18 protein-coding genes and 1 pseudogene are annotated in these 19,087 nt (G+C 57.8%); 7 read left to right on the top strand and 12 right to left on the bottom strand.

The window, feature by feature from the left end:
- Nucleotides 1-24 precede the first annotated feature (24 nt).
- On the bottom strand, nucleotides 25-930 hold the full coding sequence (locus AC1Z24_RS14275) for a LysR family transcriptional regulator (RefSeq protein WP_483746196.1): 906 nt from the start codon (nucleotides 928-930) through the stop codon (nucleotides 25-27).
- A 109-nt stretch (nucleotides 931-1,039) separates the two neighbouring features.
- On the opposite strand from AC1Z24_RS14275, the gene AC1Z24_RS14270 reads away from it, so the two are divergent.
- The 4 genes from AC1Z24_RS14270 to AC1Z24_RS14255 all read left to right on the top strand — a co-directional run bounded on the left by AC1Z24_RS14270 (nucleotide 1,040) and on the right by AC1Z24_RS14255 (nucleotide 5,311).
- Nucleotides 1,040-1,867, top strand: coding sequence for an SDR family oxidoreductase (locus AC1Z24_RS14270; protein ID WP_483746195.1), 828 nt, complete (start codon nucleotides 1,040-1,042; stop codon nucleotides 1,865-1,867).
- Between the two features lie 75 nt (nucleotides 1,868-1,942).
- Nucleotides 1,943-2,854: an AraC family transcriptional regulator gene (locus AC1Z24_RS14265; RefSeq protein ID WP_483746194.1), complete on the top strand. Its 912-nt coding sequence runs from the start codon at nucleotides 1,943-1,945 to the stop codon at nucleotides 2,852-2,854.
- A 187-nt stretch (nucleotides 2,855-3,041) separates the two neighbouring features.
- Complete coding sequence (locus tag AC1Z24_RS14260; RefSeq protein WP_483746193.1) at nucleotides 3,042-3,320, top strand: DUF1640 domain-containing protein; 279 nt, start codon at nucleotides 3,042-3,044, stop codon at nucleotides 3,318-3,320.
- A 608-nt stretch (nucleotides 3,321-3,928) separates the two neighbouring features.
- Complete coding sequence (locus tag AC1Z24_RS14255; protein ID WP_483746192.1) at nucleotides 3,929-5,311, top strand: MFS transporter; 1,383 nt, start codon at nucleotides 3,929-3,931, stop codon at nucleotides 5,309-5,311.
- A gap of 66 nt (nucleotides 5,312-5,377) precedes the next feature.
- Here AC1Z24_RS14255 and AC1Z24_RS14250 read toward each other — a convergent pair whose 3' ends face one another.
- Nucleotides 5,378-6,289 (bottom strand): LysR family transcriptional regulator, encoded by a 912-nt coding sequence (locus AC1Z24_RS14250; RefSeq protein WP_483746191.1) that lies wholly within the window; start codon nucleotides 6,287-6,289, stop codon nucleotides 5,378-5,380.
- Between the two features lie 103 nt (nucleotides 6,290-6,392).
- Between AC1Z24_RS14250 and AC1Z24_RS14245 the strand changes: the two genes are divergently transcribed.
- Complete coding sequence (locus tag AC1Z24_RS14245; protein ID WP_483746190.1) at nucleotides 6,393-7,160, top strand: sulfite exporter TauE/SafE family protein; 768 nt, start codon at nucleotides 6,393-6,395, stop codon at nucleotides 7,158-7,160.
- Between the two features lie 81 nt (nucleotides 7,161-7,241).
- Here the strand turns inward: AC1Z24_RS14245 and AC1Z24_RS14240 are convergent, their stop codons facing one another.
- The 4 genes from AC1Z24_RS14240 to AC1Z24_RS14225 all read right to left on the bottom strand — a co-directional run bounded on the left by AC1Z24_RS14240 (nucleotide 7,242) and on the right by AC1Z24_RS14225 (nucleotide 9,993).
- Nucleotides 7,242-7,928 carry a dienelactone hydrolase family protein gene (locus AC1Z24_RS14240; RefSeq protein WP_483746189.1) on the bottom strand — a complete coding sequence of 229 codons (687 nt, stop codon included), beginning with the start codon at nucleotides 7,926-7,928 and terminating at the stop codon, nucleotides 7,242-7,244.
- A 61-nt stretch (nucleotides 7,929-7,989) separates the two neighbouring features.
- Nucleotides 7,990-8,157 (bottom strand): hypothetical protein, encoded by a 168-nt coding sequence (locus AC1Z24_RS14235; RefSeq protein WP_483746188.1) that lies wholly within the window; start codon nucleotides 8,155-8,157, stop codon nucleotides 7,990-7,992.
- A gap of 151 nt (nucleotides 8,158-8,308) precedes the next feature.
- Entirely contained in the window at nucleotides 8,309-9,280 is a 972-nt protein-coding gene (locus AC1Z24_RS14230) for an alpha/beta fold hydrolase (RefSeq protein WP_483746187.1), read from the bottom strand.
- A 68-nt stretch (nucleotides 9,281-9,348) separates the two neighbouring features.
- Nucleotides 9,349-9,993 (bottom strand): glutathione S-transferase, encoded by a 645-nt coding sequence (locus AC1Z24_RS14225; RefSeq protein WP_483746186.1) that lies wholly within the window; start codon nucleotides 9,991-9,993, stop codon nucleotides 9,349-9,351.
- A 93-nt stretch (nucleotides 9,994-10,086) separates the two neighbouring features.
- Here AC1Z24_RS14225 and AC1Z24_RS14220 point away from each other — a divergent pair, with 93 nt between their 5' ends.
- On the top strand, nucleotides 10,087-10,650 hold the full coding sequence (locus tag AC1Z24_RS14220; protein ID WP_483746185.1) for a TetR/AcrR family transcriptional regulator: 564 nt from the start codon (nucleotides 10,087-10,089) through the stop codon (nucleotides 10,648-10,650).
- Nucleotides 10,651-10,671: 21 nt separating this feature from the next.
- Here AC1Z24_RS14220 and AC1Z24_RS14215 read toward each other — a convergent pair whose 3' ends face one another.
- The gene (locus AC1Z24_RS14215; RefSeq protein WP_483746184.1) at nucleotides 10,672-11,241 is read right to left on the bottom strand and encodes a TetR/AcrR family transcriptional regulator; all 570 of its coding nucleotides are present in this window, start codon (nucleotides 11,239-11,241) and stop codon (nucleotides 10,672-10,674) included.
- Between the two features lie 112 nt (nucleotides 11,242-11,353).
- Between AC1Z24_RS14215 and AC1Z24_RS14210 the strand changes: the two genes are divergently transcribed.
- Entirely contained in the window at nucleotides 11,354-12,235 is an 882-nt protein-coding gene (locus AC1Z24_RS14210) for an NmrA family NAD(P)-binding protein (protein WP_483746183.1), read from the top strand.
- 85 nt (nucleotides 12,236-12,320) lie between these two features.
- Here the strand turns inward: AC1Z24_RS14210 and AC1Z24_RS14205 are convergent, their stop codons facing one another.
- The 5 genes and pseudogenes from AC1Z24_RS14205 to AC1Z24_RS14185 all read right to left on the bottom strand — a co-directional run bounded on the left by AC1Z24_RS14205 (nucleotide 12,321) and on the right by AC1Z24_RS14185 (nucleotide 18,947).
- On the bottom strand, nucleotides 12,321-12,812 hold the full coding sequence (locus tag AC1Z24_RS14205) for an SMI1/KNR4 family protein (RefSeq protein ID WP_483746182.1): 492 nt from the start codon (nucleotides 12,810-12,812) through the stop codon (nucleotides 12,321-12,323).
- A gap of 51 nt (nucleotides 12,813-12,863) precedes the next feature.
- Entirely contained in the window at nucleotides 12,864-13,085 is a 222-nt protein-coding gene (locus AC1Z24_RS14200) for a hypothetical protein (protein ID WP_483746181.1), read from the bottom strand.
- A gap of 204 nt (nucleotides 13,086-13,289) precedes the next feature.
- Nucleotides 13,290-15,898, bottom strand: a pseudogene (locus tag AC1Z24_RS14195) (PAS domain-containing protein).
- A gap of 277 nt (nucleotides 15,899-16,175) precedes the next feature.
- Nucleotides 16,176-17,798 carry a methyl-accepting chemotaxis protein gene (locus AC1Z24_RS14190; RefSeq protein WP_483746180.1) on the bottom strand — a complete coding sequence of 541 codons (1,623 nt, stop codon included), beginning with the start codon at nucleotides 17,796-17,798 and terminating at the stop codon, nucleotides 16,176-16,178.
- A 471-nt stretch (nucleotides 17,799-18,269) separates the two neighbouring features.
- On the bottom strand, nucleotides 18,270-18,947 hold the full coding sequence (locus AC1Z24_RS14185) for a hypothetical protein (protein WP_483746179.1): 678 nt from the start codon (nucleotides 18,945-18,947) through the stop codon (nucleotides 18,270-18,272).
- Nucleotides 18,948-19,087: the final 140 nt, after the last annotated feature.

The following is a 19,087-nucleotide window of genomic DNA, read 5'->3' as shown; positions in this document are numbered from 1 at the left end:
GATCTGGAATGCGATTCCGCAGGATCAATCTGTGGGCCCAACCTCGCGCAATACCTCGATAAACGCCTGCAACCCCGACGGCACATGGCGGTGCCCCGGGTAGTACAGGAACAGCCCGGCAATCCGCGGGCACCAGTCCTCCAGCACCGTTACCAGCCGTTTGTCCGCCAGGGCCTGGGCCACCATATGTTCGGCAACGTAGGCGATACCCAGCCCGGAAACAGCCGCGTCGACCATGATTTCCGGGTTATCCAGGGTCAGTTGCCCCTTGGGGTCGATGACCAGGGAATGCCCATGTTTTTCAAACTCCCAACGATAAGGCTTGCCGCTGGGCATCCGGATGCAGATGCATGAGTGCCCAGGCAGGTCGTCCGGCGTCAGCGGTGTGGTACGAGTGCTGAAATAACCGGGCGACGCGACGGTGACAAACCGGGTATCGGGGCCTATGGGCACGGGGATCATGTCCTGGGGGATCGACTCACCCAGGCGAATACCCGCGTCGAAACCCTCGGCGACGATATCGACCAGACGGCCCTCGGTGACCATATCGACAGACATCTGCGGGTAAGCCGCGAGAAACCTCGGCAATGCGGCCTGCATCAGAATCCGCGCCGCCTGCTCGCTGGCATTGATACGCAGGGTGCCGCTGGGCAGATCGCGGAACTCGTTGACCTCTTCCAACGCCAGTTCGACCTCGCGCAGCACCGGACCCAACCGCATCAGCAGACGCTCTCCGGCAGCCGTCGGCGAAACGCTGCGGGTGGTGCGATTGAGCAGGCGCACCCCAAGGCTGGCCTCAAGCGCCTTCATCATATGGCTGAGGGTCGATGCTGACAGACCCAGCTCATCAGCTGCTTTACGAAAACTGCGATGGGACACGATCAGGGTCAGCGCTCGCAGATCGGCCAGTGACAGCGGCAATTGATTCATGGCTATTTTTCATCAACTCATGCGGAATCTGCCCGATAGTAGCAGTAGTCCAGGGCGCGTAGTGTCGGTCATCCATAGCCAATCGGCTCGTTACCTGGAGGATTCACACATGAGCACAACCTGGTTAATCACTGGCAGTTCGTCCGGCATTGGCCTGGCGCTGGTCGAGCAACTGTTGGAACGGGGCGACCGCGTGGCGGCGACCTTGCGCAAGCCCGAGGTATTGAAGGATTTGCAGGCCCGCTATGGCGAACGACTGTGGACGGCAGCACTGGATGTCACCGACACAGCGGCCATCCGCCAGGTCATCGCGCGCGCGTTCAGCGAACTGGGGCGCATTGATGTGGTGGTGAGCAATGCCGGTTACGCCTTGTTCGGCGCCGCCGAGGAAGTCAGCGATGAACAGATCGGCCTGCAACTGCAAACCAATCTGTTGGGCTCGATCCAGGTGATCCGTGCCTGTTTGCCGCATCTGCGCAAACAGGGCGGCGGGCGGATTCTGCAAGTCTCCTCAGAAGGCGGGCAGATCGCCTATCCCAACTTCAGCCTTTATCACACCAGCAAGTGGGCCATCGAGGGCTTCGTTGAGTCGGTGGCCCTGGAAGTCGCGCCGTTTGGCATCCAGATCACCCTGGTGGAACCGGGACCGACCCGCACCAACTTCGGCGCGGCCCTGGTCAGCCCGCCGCTGATGCCCGAGTACGACAATACCCCGGCAGGTGATGTACGCAGGGCGATTACGCGCGGTGCGTTTCCCCTGACCGGCGATCCGCAGAAAATGGCCAGGGCCATGCGGGATATTGCCCAGGTGCAAGTCGCGCCGAGACGCCTGCTGTTGGGCAGTGGCGCCTATGAGCGGGTCCACACAGCCCTCAGCCAGCGTCTGGCCGAGCTTGAGCACTACCGGGAACAGGCGATGAGCACCGAGATTGATTGAGCCGCCTTACCGGCGCAGGCGAAATCCCTTAGTCTTGACCGCTTGAATGGCTCGATCGGTCCGGCGACTCGCCCTATGAATTCAATCGATAAACTCATCGCGCTGGCCAACGTGCGCGGCAGCCTGGATCTGCGTTGTCAGTTTCAGGGTGACTGGGCGCTGGAACATGAACAGGAGGCGCTGGGCATGGCGCCCTATCATGTGGTGCTGAGCGGGGAATGCCGGGTGGAACTGCCCAGCGGTCAACGCCTGTCCATGGGCGCTGGCGATATTCTGCTGTTGCCGGTCGGCAGCGCCCACGTCATCCGCAGCCCGGGCAAGAGCGTCGCGTCGAGCGAACCGCAAGTGACTCAAGGCAATGGCCTGCCGGTGCATCGCATTGGCTCGGCCAGTGCCGATCTGGACATGCTCTGCGGGCGCTTTCACTACAACCGCGCTTCGCTGCTGTTTGCGGCGTTGCCCGAGTATCTGCTGATTTCCAGGGAGACCCTGCCCGCCACTGGCTCGCTGTCAGCACTGGTCAACATTCTGCGCGACGATGCGGACGGCGAACAGGCCGGCGCAAGATTCCTGCTGGATGCGCTGTCCCAGGCCTTGTTTACCCTGATCCTGCGTGCGTACCTGACGACAAACACCCAGGCCAGCGGCACCCTGGCATTGCTCACGGACAAACGTCTGAGCCAGGCCTGGCAGGCCATCCTCGCTGAGCCAGCCCATGACTGGACCATCGAAGCCCTGGCCGACACCGCGAGCATGTCCCGGGCCACCTTCATGCGCGCATTCACCAAGGTAGCCGGCGTATCGCCCTGGGCAATGTTGACCCGGATCCGCATGGAACTGGCCTTCAGCCTGCTCACCCACTCACATTTTGGCCTGAGCGATATTGCCTTGCAGGTCGGCTACCAATCCCAAGCGGCTTTCAGCAAGAAGTTCAAGGAAGTGTATGGCGAGGCGCCAGGGCGGGTGCGCAAGGGGTTGGCGCGATAGCGGCGAGGACTGCATACACCCCAGGCGATGGGCGCAGGGAGTTTGGGAATTGTCTGACAGACGCCAGCTTAAAAAACTGCTGAAAATCCCGTCTTGTTTGCTGTGCTGACAGCTTCCATCAAACCGGCTGGCATCTGTAAGCGTCCGTCCACCAGCCAGTATCACCTCGCAAAAATTTGGAGATATCATGAGGATATCAATTACGCTGTACGACGCACTGACAGCCATTAATGTGCCCAACGACAAGGCCAAAGCAGTAGTGGATGCCTGGGAGACCGATATGGAAAAGCTCGCAACCAAGACGGACCTTCAACAAACAGAGACCCGGCTTACAGCATCAATTGCTGAACTGCGTTCAGAGGTTCGATCAGATATAAAAGTCCTGCGCTGGCAAGTCGGCGCCATTTTCATCTGCGTGGTCGTACCTCTGGTAAAAACGGCCTTTGACGTGCTTTCTCGACACTGATCCTCAGGAGTCTTCCGAACCATTCCCTTCGGATCTCGCGCCCATGACCGCCAGTGACAGCAAAGCCCTCCCCCCCGAGCCCGGTCAACCATCACTACACCCGCCGCGAACTATTGCAGACGGGCATGGCCGGGATTGTCGGCGGCATGCTGTCACCCGCCAGGGCCAGGGCGCTTATCGATCTGGCCCTGTCACTCGGTGGCACTTACTACTTGCCCTATCAGTTGCATGCGACCCGGGAACAGTTCGCCCAGGCCTATCCCCGCGCACAACAGCTTCTTGCCTCAAGTCCAGAGTCGACCCCGGCAAGCGCTTTCGCAATAGGTTCTGGGATAAATATTTCAGTCTGTAGCCCCGCCAATTAGTCAAACTTTTAAAGCGTCATCCTGCTCTCTCTTGACCTGTCGGGCGTCGGTCAATGGCGCTAAAACCTCGAACCCAACTGAACAAGCGTAGGGAACAGCGCATAAAAGTCTGACGACTGACGTCACTCAAGCCTAGCCATCCATCTAAATAGTATTACTATATGGCCAGCCTGATCCTTCGCCACGTACCTGCGTGTCGATGCAGGCTCCCTGTCGGCACCCACAATAATAAAGAGGTGTTCCATGGCCCTACCTGCTCCTGCGTCATCTGCAGTTGATGCGCAATCCCTCGAAGATGCGCTGTACCGCAAGGTCAACTGGCGGATCGTCCCGCTGTTTATCCTGTGCTTTCTCTTCGCTTATCTGGACCGGGTCAATATCAGCTTTGCCAAGCTGGAGATGCAGAACGACCTCGGCTTCAGCGATACCATCTATGGTTTGGGCGCCAGCCTGTTCTTTGTCGGTTATTTCCTGTTTGAGGTACCGAGCAACGTCCTGCTGCACAAGATCGGCGCGCGATTGTGGATTGCCCGGATCATGGTTTCGTGGGGTATCACCTCGGCCTGCATGATGTTCGTGCAGAGTGAATTTTGGTTCTACACCCTGCGTTTCTTGATCGGCGTGATGGAAGCCGGTTTCGTTCCCGGCGTTCTTTACTACTTCACCCAGTGGTATCCGAGTAACCGCCGGGCGCAGGTCAACAGTTACTTCAAAAGCTCCATCTGCCTGTGCGGCATCGTCGGCGGGCCACTGGCCGGGCTGATTCTTGGGCAGCTAGATGGCGCCCTCGGCATGGCCGGGTGGAAATGGCTGTTTCTGCTTGAAGCCATTCCGTCGATCATTCTTGGCGGCGTGGTGTTCTGGCTGGTGTCCGACCGCATCGAAGACACGCCCTGGCTCACCGCTGATGAAAAACGCCTGCTGACCCTGCGCATGGCCCAGGACTACAAGCCCAGCGGCAAATCATCCCTGGCCGGCCTGTGGCGCCAGCCTACCACCTATGTGATGGCGGCGATTTACCTGTGCCTGGTCATGGCACTGACCGGTCTGCTGTTCTGGATGCCGCAGCTGATTCGCAGCGCAGGCGTCAGCGATACCCTGCATATCGGCTGGCTGACCATGGTGCCTTATCTGGTCGCAGTGGTATTCAACCTGAGCGTCGGTTACAGCTCCGACCGCCGCGGTGAACGACGTTGGCATATGGCGGGTTGCGCCCTGTTGACGGCCGCCGGCTATCTGGTCTGCGCCATGACCGCAGGCCAGTTGCTGCCGTTGATGATCGGCATGAGCATGATCATGGCGGGGATCATCGCCTGGATGCCGATTTTCTGGACCGTACCGCCGCGCTTCCTCAGTGGCGTGGCAGCTGCGGCAGGTATCGCCCTGATCAACTCCCTGGGTCAGCTCGGCGGCGTCATTGCGCCATTCATGATCGGCCGTGTGCGCGACCTCACCGGCGCCACCACCTCGGCGCTCTATCTGCTGAGCATCGTCAGCCTGCTGGCCGCGGCGTTGATTCTCTGGGCAGTGCCCAAGGCCTATTACCGGACGCAGTCGGAGCCGGAGGTGCAAACGGTCGATGACTCGACAATGCCGCAGGGCATGGTGGCAGAGTCGCGCCAGTAAGCGTTGACGTGGTTTTCCGTAGGAGCAGCTTTAGCTGCGAGGGGGCTCTCCCGGCTAAAGCCGGTCCTACGGTATGTACTGTGATTTATTGGTGGCCTGCCCGCGCATCACCTCGACGAATTGCCTCACCATCTCCCCTGCATCACGCCGACACGCCAATGAGACCGTGCTGACACAGCCTGGCTCCGCCAACGGCACGAAGCGTATCGATGGCGGGGCAATGGCGCGCATGCACTCGGGCAACAGCGCCACGCCGAAGTTGGCCTGGATCAACTGCAACTGAGTGGTCTTGCGCGATACCACCTGGGCAGCGCGAGGAAAGAAACCGGCCTCCATGCACAACGAAGCACACAGATAACTCAGCCCGCCGCGCTGACGGTGAGGTACGGAGATAAAATGCTCCTCGCGCAACTGCGCCAACGTCACACGGGTTTCCTCAGCCAGCGGATGTTGCGCAGCGACCGCCAACAGCAAAGGTTCGCTGAACAGGGTGTGAATCTCCACAGCTTCGTGCTGGCGCAAAACCGGAAGGCGTAGCAGACCGATATCCAGGCGCCCCTCAGCGATATCAGCCAGCTGGGCCTCAGACGATTGCTGGGCGATTTCGATGGACACCCCAGGATTGCCCTGCAAATAGACGCCAAGGCGCTCCAGTAAAAGCCCGCTCAAGGGCACGGTGCTTGAGTGATTCAGTTGCAGGCTGCCGAGCAAGCCTTCGCCGACTTCCCGGCTCAGGCGCTCGGCCTTGTCCAGGTCGGCCAACAGTTGTCGCGCGCGGCCGAGGAAAACCCGCCCTGCGCTGGTCAGCCGCGGCTGGCGGGCGGTCCGCTCGAACAGCAGCGTACCCAATTGCTGCTCAAGCTCCTTGATTTGCCGACTGAGGGCCGATTGCGCAATGAACAGGCGCTCGGCAGCGCTGCTGAAACTGCCTCGCTCGGCGATTTCCACGAAATAACGCAGTTGGCGAATAGAGGTCATGCTTGATATGCCGTAATGAGATGGCTAATGGCAAAATTACATATTAGTCGGCATAGCTTGGCCGTGGCTAACTTCACCTTATCTCTCGCGGCAAGGACCCGTCATGCTCAGTTCCCTCTTCGCACCTGTGCCGTTCACCTCATTGGATTGGGTGATCATATTGGCGAGTATCGGCGCGGCCTACATCGTGTTCGGCATCGCCGGTTTCGGTACAGCACTGGTGGCGGGCCCCATACTGATCCGTTTCATGCCCCTGTCGCAGATCATCCCGCTACTGGTGCTGCTGGATTTCGTCGCCGCATTCGGCAACTGGCTGCCGACACGCAAGGCCGTAGTAAGGGAGGAACTGCTGCGGCTGCTGCCGTGCATGGCCGTGGGTTGCAGCCTGGGAGTCGTGTTTCTTCTGCAGCTCAAGTCCGACTTGCTGATGCTGCTGATGGGCCTGTTCATCACCGCTTATGCGCTCTATAGCCTGGCCGTAAAAGTCCGGCCCGCGCGCCTGAACAAACTATGGGCGTTGCCTGCCGGTACAGTCGGAGGCTTGTTCGGTGCACTGTTTGGCAGCGGCGGTTTTCTCTACGCGCTCTACCTCAACGCCCGGCTGACCTCCAAAGAACAGGCCAGGGCCACCCAGAGTGCGCTGATCAGTTGCAGCACGGTGGTTCGCCTGGGGTTGTTTCTGCTCGCCGGGGTTTATGCCGATACGTCCCTGCTGGTGCTTGCCGTGTGTCTGCTGCCCATGATGTTCGCCGGACTGTGGATCGGCCGAAGCCTGACCCTGAAGCTGTCTCGCGAAACCTTTGTGCGGCTGGTGACCTGGCTGGTACTGGCCAGCGGACTGGCGCTGCTTGCCCGCTATTTCAAGGGTTGAGAATGGCGTGCCAGTTCCCTGAACGGCTCGATCTCCGTTCAGGGTATGGCGACAGGGAGCAGATGCGGGACGGTGTCCTTGTCAGCCCCACAAGGTTCGCCCGAAAAAGGTCAGGGCACGATCCCAGGCCAATTGCGCCCAGACCGGATCATATTGAGTACCGGGTATACGCCCGCTGCCGACCGCCGTTTCATTGGCGAACGCATGATGGGCCAGGTAGCGGTGAAACTCGAAATCAACGCCTGCGCTGGCGAGCTTTTCCTCCAGCTTGTCGACACCTTCTGCCGGAAAGAACTCGTCCTGTGTCGCCCAGTGTGCCTGTACGGGCACCTTGATGGCCCACGGATCAAGATACTCCAGTGGCGGCATGCCATAGAACACCACGCCCGCCGCCAGTTCGGGATTGGCATTCAACGCCAACAGCGTCAGCGCCCCGCCCATGCAGAAACCGGTGACGCCGATCTTTTGCGTGTGGCCCTTGAGGTATTGCACGGCACCGCGAATGTCCTGAGCGGCCGCGTCAGCGAAATCGAGCTGCTCCATCAGGTGATGGGCCTCCTCTTCTTCTACGGTCATCGAGCCGCGATACAGGTCCGGAACCAGCACCACATAGCCCGAGGCGGCCAGGCGATCAGCAACGCCGCGAATCTGTTCGTTAAGCCCCCACCATTCCTGAATGACCACAATCCCCGGCGCGCCTTCACGCTTGGCGGGCGTGGCCAGGTAACCACTGAGGTCCTTACCGTCCGGGCGTTTGAAGGTAATCATCTTTGCTGTCTGGTTCGTTACTGATTGAGTCACGTCAGTCACCCTCGTATCACAGAAATATTCATGAACAAGCGCCCGGAACGGCCAGTTGGCGCTCACCCCAGGCCCGCCAATGCACCCAGCTTGTGACCAGTGCCACCAACAATAGTGCGCTGAGATAGACCCGGCTGGTGTCGAGCAGGCCGAAATGCCCCACGGCGAAACCGGCCATGATCGTCGGCAGGCTCAACGACAGATAACAGGCAACGAATATGGCCGCGAACAGCTCGGCGCGCTCATGCTCATCGGGCGTCGCCCCATGTGATCCGATAGCGCCCCCGCGCTGAGCAGCGCAACCAGCAATGTGATGGCATAGGCCATCAACAGCGATGGTTCTGGTTTTATTTCACGGCGTTGAGGAACAGCGTCGCGTGTTTGACGAACAGGTCCGGGTATTGATAGATCGCGCCATGGTTGGAGTCCGGGTAGATCACCAACTGGGCATTTGGCAGGTTCTGTTGCAGGGTCACGTCGTTGGCGGTGTAAAAGACAATGTCGTTGCTGCCCGCTACGACCAGGGTCGGTTGCTTGATGGCTTTCAGATAGTCGTTGGCATGCTCGGCGGAGGTACCCCAACCGGCAATCGCTGCAGCCTGGGCAGGCGCGGTCTTGCCGTTGACGTCGATATCACGATTAACCTTGCGCGCGCGCAGGCGGTTAAGGAATTCACGGCCCGAGGCTTGGCTTTCCGGCGTCTGGGTAAAGAACACATCCAGCAGCAGCTCATCCGGCACCTCGCGCTTTTTGGCCAGATAGCCCTGGAATTCCGGGGTCAGCGCAGCCATGCCGACGCCGCCGCGAGGTGACGAACCGACCAGGATCAAACGACGCACCAGATCGGGGTGATCCAGGGTCACTTGTTGGGCGATCAGGCTGCCCATGGAAAAACCGAGAAGATCGGCTTTCTTCACATTCAGCGCCTTGAGCAGACCGGCAGCGTACTGGGCCATGTCCTCAATGTTGTTCGGCACTTCACCGCTGGAGCTGGCCACGCCGGCGTTATCGAAGAGGATGACTTCGCGATCATGGGCGAAACCGTCGATGACATTCGGGTCCCAGCTGTCGAGGTTGCCGACGAAGTGCTGCAGGAAGACCAAAGGCACACCGTTGGGCTTGCCGAACCGGCGATAGGCCAGGCGCGCGCCATCGACTTCGACAAACCGGGTCGGCGCCGTCTGGTGGGTGTAGCTGTGCACAGCACTGGAGGTTGCAGGCGCGGCGCTGGCCTGGGCGGTCAGCGTCCCGCAGGCAGCGGCCAATACGGCGATAGCAAAACTATGGCGCAGAGCGCGTGCGGTGTTGAAAACGATCATGTAGGTGTACCTGGAATGGGGTGTCGAAGTGGTATGCCCCGGCCAGGCGCGGCCGGAGCAGATTCGGATCAGGCCGGATTTTTCACGCTTGGGCGTTGCTGGACCAGGCCCTGCCAGGCGACCAGCGCCGTGCATTCATCCGGAATGGCAATGCTGGCGAAACCGGCAAAGATCAGCCCCGCATACACCGTGATGTCGGCCATGGAGAACTGCTCACCGGCGATGTAGGGCTGACTGCGCAACACCTTGTCGAAGTACGTCATCCCGGCAATGGCTTTTTCGCGCTGGCGGTTACCCCAGTCCACGCGCCCTTCCCACTCCGGGCTTTTATAGGCCTGCAAAGCGGCGCCCAGACCCGGCGTGGCATGGTGGAAGTAAAAGCCCACCGGATCGGCCAGCTCTGACTCGGCGCGTTTCTGCATCATGTGGATGATGGCTTTTTCCTTCGGTGTCGAACCGGTAAGGGTGGGGCTGCCCTCCAGATTGTCGAGGTATTCGGTGATCGCGGTGCACTCGGAAATGTGGGTGCCATCATCGAGTTGCAACACCGGCACGGTGCCCAACGGGTTTATGTCAAGAAATGCCGGCTGCTTGTGCTCGGCGGCTGGCAAGTCGATCTTGATAAATTCGACTTGCGAGGCCAGGCCTTTTTCTGCCAGGACAATACGAATGCGCAGCGGGTTGGGGAAACCGGGGATATCAAACACTTTCATTGCGAGCTCCATAGCTATCTACCTAGTGATAGATATACAATGAATTGGAAAATTGAACTCGTCAATACCTATCTATCGATAGAATGGTTAATCATGACAGCAGATACCCGAGAGACCATCATGGCGACCGCCCGGAAAATGGTGCAGACCCGTGGCTACAACGGCTTGAGCTTCCGCGAGTTGGCCAAGGAGGTCGGTATCAAGAGCGCGAGCATTCACTACCACTTCCCCACCAAGGGAGATCTGGGAGCGGCACTTGCGAAGCGTTATACGGAGGACGGCGTCAAATACCTCACTGACTTACGGGAAAAATCCGACGATCTGGAGGTATGGATCAAGGGCTACACGGACGTGTTTCGCATGGCTCTGGTCGACGATAACCGCATGTGCCTGTGCGGCATCATGTCGGCCGAATACGACGACCTTCCGCAAGAGGTGCGTGCACAGGTAGACGGCTTCACCGAAGCGAACGTGCGCTGGCTGACGGAGGTGTTGTCAGTCTGTCGGCCAACGCAAAGCCCCGAGGCACGACAGCAGCAGGCCTTCGCCATCTACGCGGCAGTGGAAGGCGCCCAGTTGGTATCCCGGGGCCGGGCCGATATCAGCGTGTTCGACCGTACCATTGAGGCCTACCGGGCGGCAGGGCTTATTCCGTAGCCGTCCGTCGAGGACTGGCGATCAGTCGCCCCGCAACCGACTGCCCACCACGTCCAGTACTTCATCGGAGAGCGCCCGGCCTTCAGCCATTCGCGAGACCGTCACAGCGCCCATCATTGCGCACATGGCAAACAGGGCCTGTTCACGGGCGCCCGTATCGCCCTGCTCATCAAGCTGCTCAGCCAGCAGCCCCACCATGCGCTCGAACCCTTCTATGGCAGCACCTCGTACCGGCTCATCGGCCCGCGCCAACTCGCTGCCCAACCCGGCATAAGGGCAGCCGGCGTCGCCGTCACGGTGCGCCTGGGACAGATAACCATTGACCAGGGTTGCGAATCCCCTGCCCTTGTCAGAATCGGCCAACAGCGTTTGAAGACTACCGATCAAGCCCTCCACCCCGACCTCTACTGACTCGGCAACCAACTGAGCCTTGGAGGTGAAGTGCTTGTAAAACCCGCCCTGGGACAGCCCCGCCGCAGCCATGAGCCCCGTCAGACCACTGCCATCAATGCCCAGTCGGCGCAACTCCCTGGCCGAGGATTCGATGATCCTGCGCCGCGTTGTCGCGGTTTCCTCTCGGCTCTTGCGCATCAGATGCTCCGAATAAAAAAGATTGACTTAGATGGTGATCACCATCTATTAATATGTCAACCAACATATAAACATTCCTGCCGCGAAAACGGCACTTTCCGAGGAACGACTCATGAGCAAAGCATCCATTCTGGTGTCCGGCGCCACCGGCTTCACTGGCAAGAAAACCGTGGAAATCCTGCGTGCCAAAGACATTGCGGTGCGCGCACTGGTGCGCAAGGAAGATGATCGCGCAGCGGAATTGCGAGCGCTGGGTGCAGAGGTGGTCATTGGCGACCTGCTCGATCTCAACGCAACCCGTGCGGCACTGGAAGGCATTCAAACGGCCTATTTTGTCTACCCCATCGCCCCGGGCCTGATCGACGCCACCGCCCGCTTCGCACTGGCGGCGACGGAAGCCGGGGTCAAATCGGTGGTCAATATGTCGCAGATCTCTGCACGCCGTGTGGCCCTGAGCAATGCGGCGCTGGATCACTACACAGCTGAACGGGTATTCGATTGGTCAGGCCTGGCCATGACCCACCTGCGCCCGACCTATTTCTCGCAGTGGCTGATTTATCCGCACTGGCGCAAAGACATCGTGGAAAAAGGTGAGATTCGCCTGCCGTTCGGCGATGGTCGCCATGCCCCGATTGCCGCTGAGGACCAGGCGCGACTGATCGCCGAAATCCTGCAAAACCCAAGCCCACACCGGGGCAAAACCTATCCGTTGCATGGGCCGATCGAACTCTCCCAGCAAGGCGTGGCGGATGCGGTGGGCGAAGTCCTCGGTCGGCCGATCAAATACCTGCCCATCACTCTGGAACAGTATCGCCAGGAGCTGGCTGACGCCGGATTACCGCCGTTCCTCATTCAGCACTTGAACGAAGTGGCTCAGGACTATCAGCACGGCGTGTTCGCAGGGGAAGACTCGATCATTCGTCAAGTCACCGGCGAAGCGCCGATGACCGTGCAGGCGTTTGTGACCCTGCATCGGGATGCGTTCAATAGGTGATATGTGCGGTGTAAAGCAGCGATTCAGCCGCTGGTTGTAAAAACAAAAAACCGGCCTCAGCCGGTTTTTGTTTAGAGGTAGAGGACTAAACCTTCTCCTCGCCCAACTCAGTTATCAAACCCTGCGCCCATTCAGCCAAGGACTTATTCTCCACGCTCCGGTCGTCCCAATCATGCCAGTAAGCGATGACTTCTCCCTCGCCCCCGGGTGAAGCATCGACAACGACATAATCCCCGGAATCGTTCGTCAGGAACGGTAGCCAGCACCGCCCCCAGGGTTCGAGAAACTCTTCATCCGGATCAAGGAAGAACGTCAAGGCATCAACAATTTGGCTGGCCGATAGCAGCCGCCGATTGTCACTCTTTCGAAGCATCGCATTCCACTCCTGGCCGTCATGCCATGACAGAAGTTGGCTCACTTGTGACGGCAGCGCAGCCCCAAAGAGTTGCTCGATCTGCGCAATCGACTCGGTACTGGCGGGAGGTCGAAGCGTCGCAACGACCTCCGGGGGCAAGCGTCTGTCGATAATGGCGAGCAGCGAGGCAATGCTCTGGTGCGCTGTGGATTGCTCAAGCATGTTAACCCCCACTTCGGCTCTATCGGTTCTGGTTCCGGTCAATATAGACAGTCAACGGGCTGGAGGATGCTCTTCAGCGACCGAATTATTAACGTCCACATCTACCATGTCTTCCTCTATCGGCGCGTCATCATCAGGCTCCAAAGGCAACGTCCCTTCCCTTGAAGGCATTTTGTCTCCATCAAGCTGCGGATTGGGCATCACATCAGGCCTGCCCGGTTCCAATGGTTCGATGGGGCTTGCTGAGTTACGAAACTCCGGTTTGCTGTTCATACGAGCCTCCTTTAGCCCCGAAAAGGTCGGAGCCACATCACTTTGAAGGGCAAATGAACGGTGTGGTTCGATGATTTTCTCGAGCGGTCGGGTTCCCGGCAATACCTCGAACTCATTTGATAGCGCTGTTGTAGCTGATGGGCGTGCGTGTGAAAAACCGGGTTGCCGCTTTTGCGGATGATTCAGACCCATTTGAATACAGGCCTACTTGTCGCGACACATAATATAAGCGATGCGAGAAGCAATTTCTGCCCGAGTATAAGGCTTTGAGAGAAGTTCAAAACCCTCGGCATTGGCCGTAACCTTATCGATGTATCCGGTAATAATAAAAACCGGCAGATCAGCGATAAGTGCGCGCAACGCCTGCGCAAGCTGGATGCCGTTTTGCTCAGGCATCATATAATCCGTTATCAGTATGTCGGGACGTATACCCGAACGTACAATATCTAAAGCGGCGGAGGGAGAAGCCGCTTCAGTTACTTGATATCCCATATCACGCAGCTGGAGCGAAGTTGTATAGCGCACTCCCTCCTCGTCATCCACAAGCAAAATATGAAGACGCTCTTGTGGCTGAGGTTCCGGAACATAGTTTCTGCGCTCATACCTGTCCACAGAACCCTTGGCCATGGGGATCCACAGCGTAACATCTGTTCCCGCACCTTCCGTCGACGCTATGGTGAAGCCGCCACCGGACTGAAGGGCTAATCCATGAACCATTGACAGACCAAGTCCCGTTCCCTTCCCTGTGCCTTTGGTAGAAAAAAACGGTTCGATGCATTTCGCCAACACGGCCTCATCCATCCCACAACCATCGTCGCCAACCGTAAGTTTGACGAACCGCCCTGCACTTACGCCGGCCACCTCACCCTCAACCAACAGCGATGAAGATGCAGAAATAGTCACGCAACCTTTTTGGGGGATGGCGTCACGGGCGTTAATAGCCAGGTTCAAAATACTCAGTTCGAGTTGCTGAGGATCGATGAAGACTGGAGGGATTGCCTCCGGGACATTTATGACAACCTTAATCATTGGCCCGAGTGATCGCTGGATCAAGTCAGTCATATCGTTAAGTAAAATGTGTAAGTCAACCGTTTGCGGGCTCAATGTCTGCCGTCGAGCGAAGGTAAGTAATCGCCCTACAAGCGTACGGGCGCGATCCGCCGCATGTAATGCAGCGTCAATCAACCTCAATAATCGATCGCCTTCAATACGGCGACGCAGCAGCTCCAGCGAAGTAATTATTGGCGTGAGAAGATTGTTGAAGTCATGCGCAATACCGCCTCCTAGTTGACCGACCATTTCCAACTTACGTGACTCGTGCAACAGAGCGAGAGCGTCCTCCTTTTGCGCTACAATCGTCGCGACGCGGGCTTCGAGGCCTTTTGCGCTACAATCGTCGCGACGCGGGCTTCGAGGCCTTCGTTAAGCTCTATAAGTTGTTGTTCGGCGCTCACTCGTGCACTTATGTCTGCACAGACGAAAAGCCAGCCATCCGCCGCCAGCTGGTCATTGAAAAGCGGCGTGACATGATTTTGCATCCAGACAGATCTACCCTCCCCAAGGAAGTGTTGCTCAATGATCTCGAACGGCTTGTCGGGTCTCAGGAAGTTTTCTTGCGCTTTTTTCATAGCCACCTCGTCGCCAGGCCGCAGCACATCCAACAAGGGGCACCCAATAATGTCCTGTCGCTCCTTACCGACGAGTTGGCAGTAACGATTGTTCACTCTTCGGAACACCCCCGCTGCGTCACATATAGCGATACCAGCGCTCGCTTGTTCAAACACTGCCGCCAACTGCGCCGAGCTGGACCGCAAAGCCTCTTCTGCCAGCGCGTGCTCTATTCGCGACCACGCATACTTAAGAGCGCTTTCTATTAAACGAGTCTCAAAGTCAACGAATGATCGGCGGCCGTCATACTCAGCCGTCAGTATCGCGACCAACTCCCCGGCACTCACTACGGGGACATGGATCGCGCAGCGATCACTGTCCGAATACCCATTCAGGGACTGAACGGGCTCATTTGATCCCTGCGTATACGCTGAGTGCAAGCTCTCGCCGCGAAGCAGAGTAGTGATCGAGTCCTTGGAAAACTCTTCAATACGATGCCCAGGGCTTGATTGGCCCGACCTGTATTCCGCCCTCGCTTCAAACACATCGCTCGTCCCGCCTCGACGCATTAAGCAGACCTTCACGGCTTCAAGCTCTCGGGATAACTCACTGAGAAATGTGCTCTCAATGACCTGCGGATCGTGCATCGAAGGTAGTGACTGCCCTAGTCGAATAAGGAAGGCCTGATGTTGCTCAAATCTGACCCGGGCGGTGGTTTCCGTAACGATACAGAGCACGCCTCCTACCGTACCGTCAGCCTCGCTTACAGCGGAGTAAGACACATCGAAAAATGCAGTTTCGCCCTGCTCGAATCGCTCTATATAAAAAGGGCGATCTTTGGCAGAAAAAGTATTGCCCGTCTCCCTGACACCACGAAGAAGCGGTTCCAGGTCGTCCCAAAGCTCATGCCAGTTTTCGACGGCAGGCCGGCCCAGCGCTTGCGGATGTTTGTGGCCGATGGAGGGCGCGTAAGCATCGTTGTAAAGTGCTACATATTCTGGACCCCAGAAGACGACAATCTGAGCTTTTACAGGAAGGACGGTAGCCATCAGAGCCTTGAGACTGGGCGACCAATTTTCAACATTGCCGAGCGGTGAGCTCGAGAAATCCAATGATCTGAGCAGCCCCCCAACCTCACCGTCGCAAAAAAATTCTTTTTCAGGCAAAGCCTTTGGATGAGTAGAGCTAACAGAAGATTGTTCCATAAGTCCGGCTATCGTCAGGTTCAATGAGAGACGTCAGCTATAGAGCAGTACCGATCAGAGACGTTCAGAATCTTCGAGTCCGCATGTCGCTTTCAGGCAAGTCGTCTGAAAACCAACATTTAAAAATGTCGAGATTGAGGTGTAAGCCTTGATGCCTGACATTTTTTGCGTAAAAACTCATACTAGCTTGCACCATAACGGCGGCGGCGGCGGCAACTACTCGCCATCCCCCGCCGTCGAATCAAAATATCACCGTCTTGGCATCATGCCCGAGTAATCAAAGCTGGAACTTCGCCACCATCACATTGAATGAAGTTGCCAAGCGGGAAAGCTCTTGGCTGGATGCACTGGTTTGATTGGCGCCCGCAGCGGTCTGAGTGGAAAGGTCCTGGATATTGAGCAGGTTACGGTCTACTTCACGCGCCACCTGGGCCTGCTGTTCCGAGGCCGAGGCGATTACCAGGTTGCGTTCATTTATTCTCGCTACGCTGCTGGTGATTTTTTGCAGTGCCTCTCCGGCATTTTTAGCCTTGTCCTGGGTATTGTTCGCCAATGCCAGACTTTTGCCCATCGCCGCAACAGCGCCATCAGCGCGCAGTTGTACATCGCCTATCATTTGCTCGATGTCGACAGTGGAAGACTGCGTACGATGGGCCAAAGCGCGCACCTCGTCAGCGACCACGGCAAACCCTCTGCCTTGTTCGCCAGCACGAGCGGCCTCGATGGCCGCATTCAGTGCCAGTAGATTGGTCTGCTCAGCAATACTGCGGATGACATCGACCACCTTGCCAATTTCACGCACTTGCTCAGCCAGGCCCGATACCGCCTGAGTCGAGTCATTGATTTCATCAACCATTGAGTTCATACCCGAAACGGCCAGATCCACTTGTTGACGCCCATCGTCCGCCTCAGCAGTGGTCTGGCCAGAGGCTTCGGAAGTTGAAACAGCGTTACGCGCCACCTCTTCCACAGCGGCAGTCATCTGATTGACTGCGGTGGCGGCTTGCTGAATTTCGTCATTCTGCCGGGTCAGTCCACGGGTACTTTCATCGGTAACGGCACTCAGCTCTTCTGCAGCCGCCGCGAGTTGGCCTGAGGCATTGGCGATTTCTAGCAGCGTCTGTTTCAGGCCGTCCTGCATACCAGACAGCGCCATCAGCAACTGCCCGGCTTCATCCTTACGGTTTGTTGTTATTGCCTGCGTCAGGTCACCTTTTGCGACACGCTGAGCACTTTCGACAGCCTGGGCAATCGGGCGCGTAATGAGGCGGGTCATCAACAGCCCTATCATTACCGCGATGACAAACGCCAATACGATACCCGCCATCATCCATTCAAAGGCAGTGGCACGTAGCAGCTGCGCATTGTGTGCACCCTCCTTTACCTGGCGGTTGTTTGAATCGACCATGACATTGAGTAACTCACGCGCCTCTCTGAATATCTTGTTGTTGACCGTGTTAAGCAGGTTTCGGGCCTGGTCGACCTGGCCAGCACTGATCAGTGCAAGGACCTGCTCCGAACTGGCGACGTAGGTTGGCCAGATCTTATCCAGTTGATCGCCCGCCACACGTTCGTCATCTGCCAGCGGCGTTGCACGATAATTCGCGTAGGCAGTTTGGCTTCGATTCAATTCTTTAGTGAGATCATTACGCAGGCGCTCGCGGTCTTCTGCGGTGTAGTCGCCTTTGGTTGCATCAAGCAACCGGTACAAACCTCGGTTATGAGCCACCAGCCCGCTAAAGGTGGCCGCTGTGTTGCCCACAGAAACCAGGCTATTGGAGAACGTCAATTCAAGCGCTGTTGAAAGCCGGCTGACAAAATTGATACCCAAAAGACCCACGGCAAGCGTGATCAGTGAGCATAAAACGAAGGATAGAAGGAGCTTTGTTGCTATTTTCACTGCTGAATTCCACTTATTGATCTGTATTGTTTTGCGAAAGGTCGTCCATGTCTTTCTCGCGATATCAAATTGACATCATCGTATTTTTTAAAGTTCACTCTGATTTCTAACCGTCCGCTTTGTGCTCAGTCACGGTTGTGCACACCCAGGGCAGATTGCGCGATCTTGATCGGCGTGTATGCAGAGCGGCATCAAAACGGCCTTCGGTACTTACGTGGGATGCAAAGTCCTGAATCCCGAACGTATCGCGTGCTATCGGCGATTCAGGTTCATGACGGTGACGCCGATCCGATTCGATCCGATATCGACAGCGTTGTTGCCGGCGACAGGTTCGAGCGGTTATGGAAAGCCAGGAAGCCTCCAACAACCCATAGGCCCTGAGCGGTCAGTGATCGATCGCCAACTGGCATTCATGCGATAGTCGCAAAGCCGGGTCACGGCTCAGGGTTCACGACAATAATGCCAGTCGCCTCAGGGCGCGGGCGCAGCTTCCACGGCCTGCAACGACTGCGCGCTGTCCCCGATGCGCAGCGCTTCGATGGCCACACCGTTGTTGTTGCGAGTGCCGACGCCGCTCGCGGCAAGGTACTTGCCAACCGCTACCGGATGGGTCAACGCCATCGGGGTAAAGCGCACAATGCTGCCGTCTTCGAGAATCACGCCGTTGGTATCGCCGACGGGACCGCTCAGCACGGCCTGAACCTTGCCTTCCACCTGCAGATTCTGCAATTGAGCCGTGCGCAAGTGTGGGGGGACCGGAGCGAGCTCGCCGGGTTGCGGCGGACGCTCGACAACGATTTTGCCGGTTTGCTGGTTGACTACCGCACTGCCACGCACGGTGGTTTCATTTTCGCGAAAACCTACGGCTCTGACGCGAGTACCGATACCGAAGTTTTCGGCAAGTGTGGCACTCATGTGCGGTGGAAATTTAATGATCTGGTGATTGTCGAGCATCAAGCCGTCTACCTCACCGTAGGGGTTGATCAGCAGCTGCCGCACCGCTCCCTCGATGCTGACCTCTTCGCGGCCCAGATCGGCTCCGGGCGCGGCGCCCGGAGGCGCCAAGGGTGGCGCGGGAGGGGTATGCGCTATGGCTTGTCCCCCCATCAACAGGGCGATAACGAGTAACGACACGTGGTGATGTTTCATGAGAGCAGGCCTCCTGGTTTGGCGGGTTGTCACAGACAGGGCTTCTGCAACCACCGTACCAAGTTATAAGACCTTATAAATCATAGCGTTGAGCAGAGCGTGGAGTATGGACATGTCCGCTTGTGTGACACCCTCTGTCT

Source organism: Pseudomonas sp. JL23, from assembly GCF_056933585.1.
This window is presented reverse-complemented; position numbering and strand designations above follow the sequence as displayed.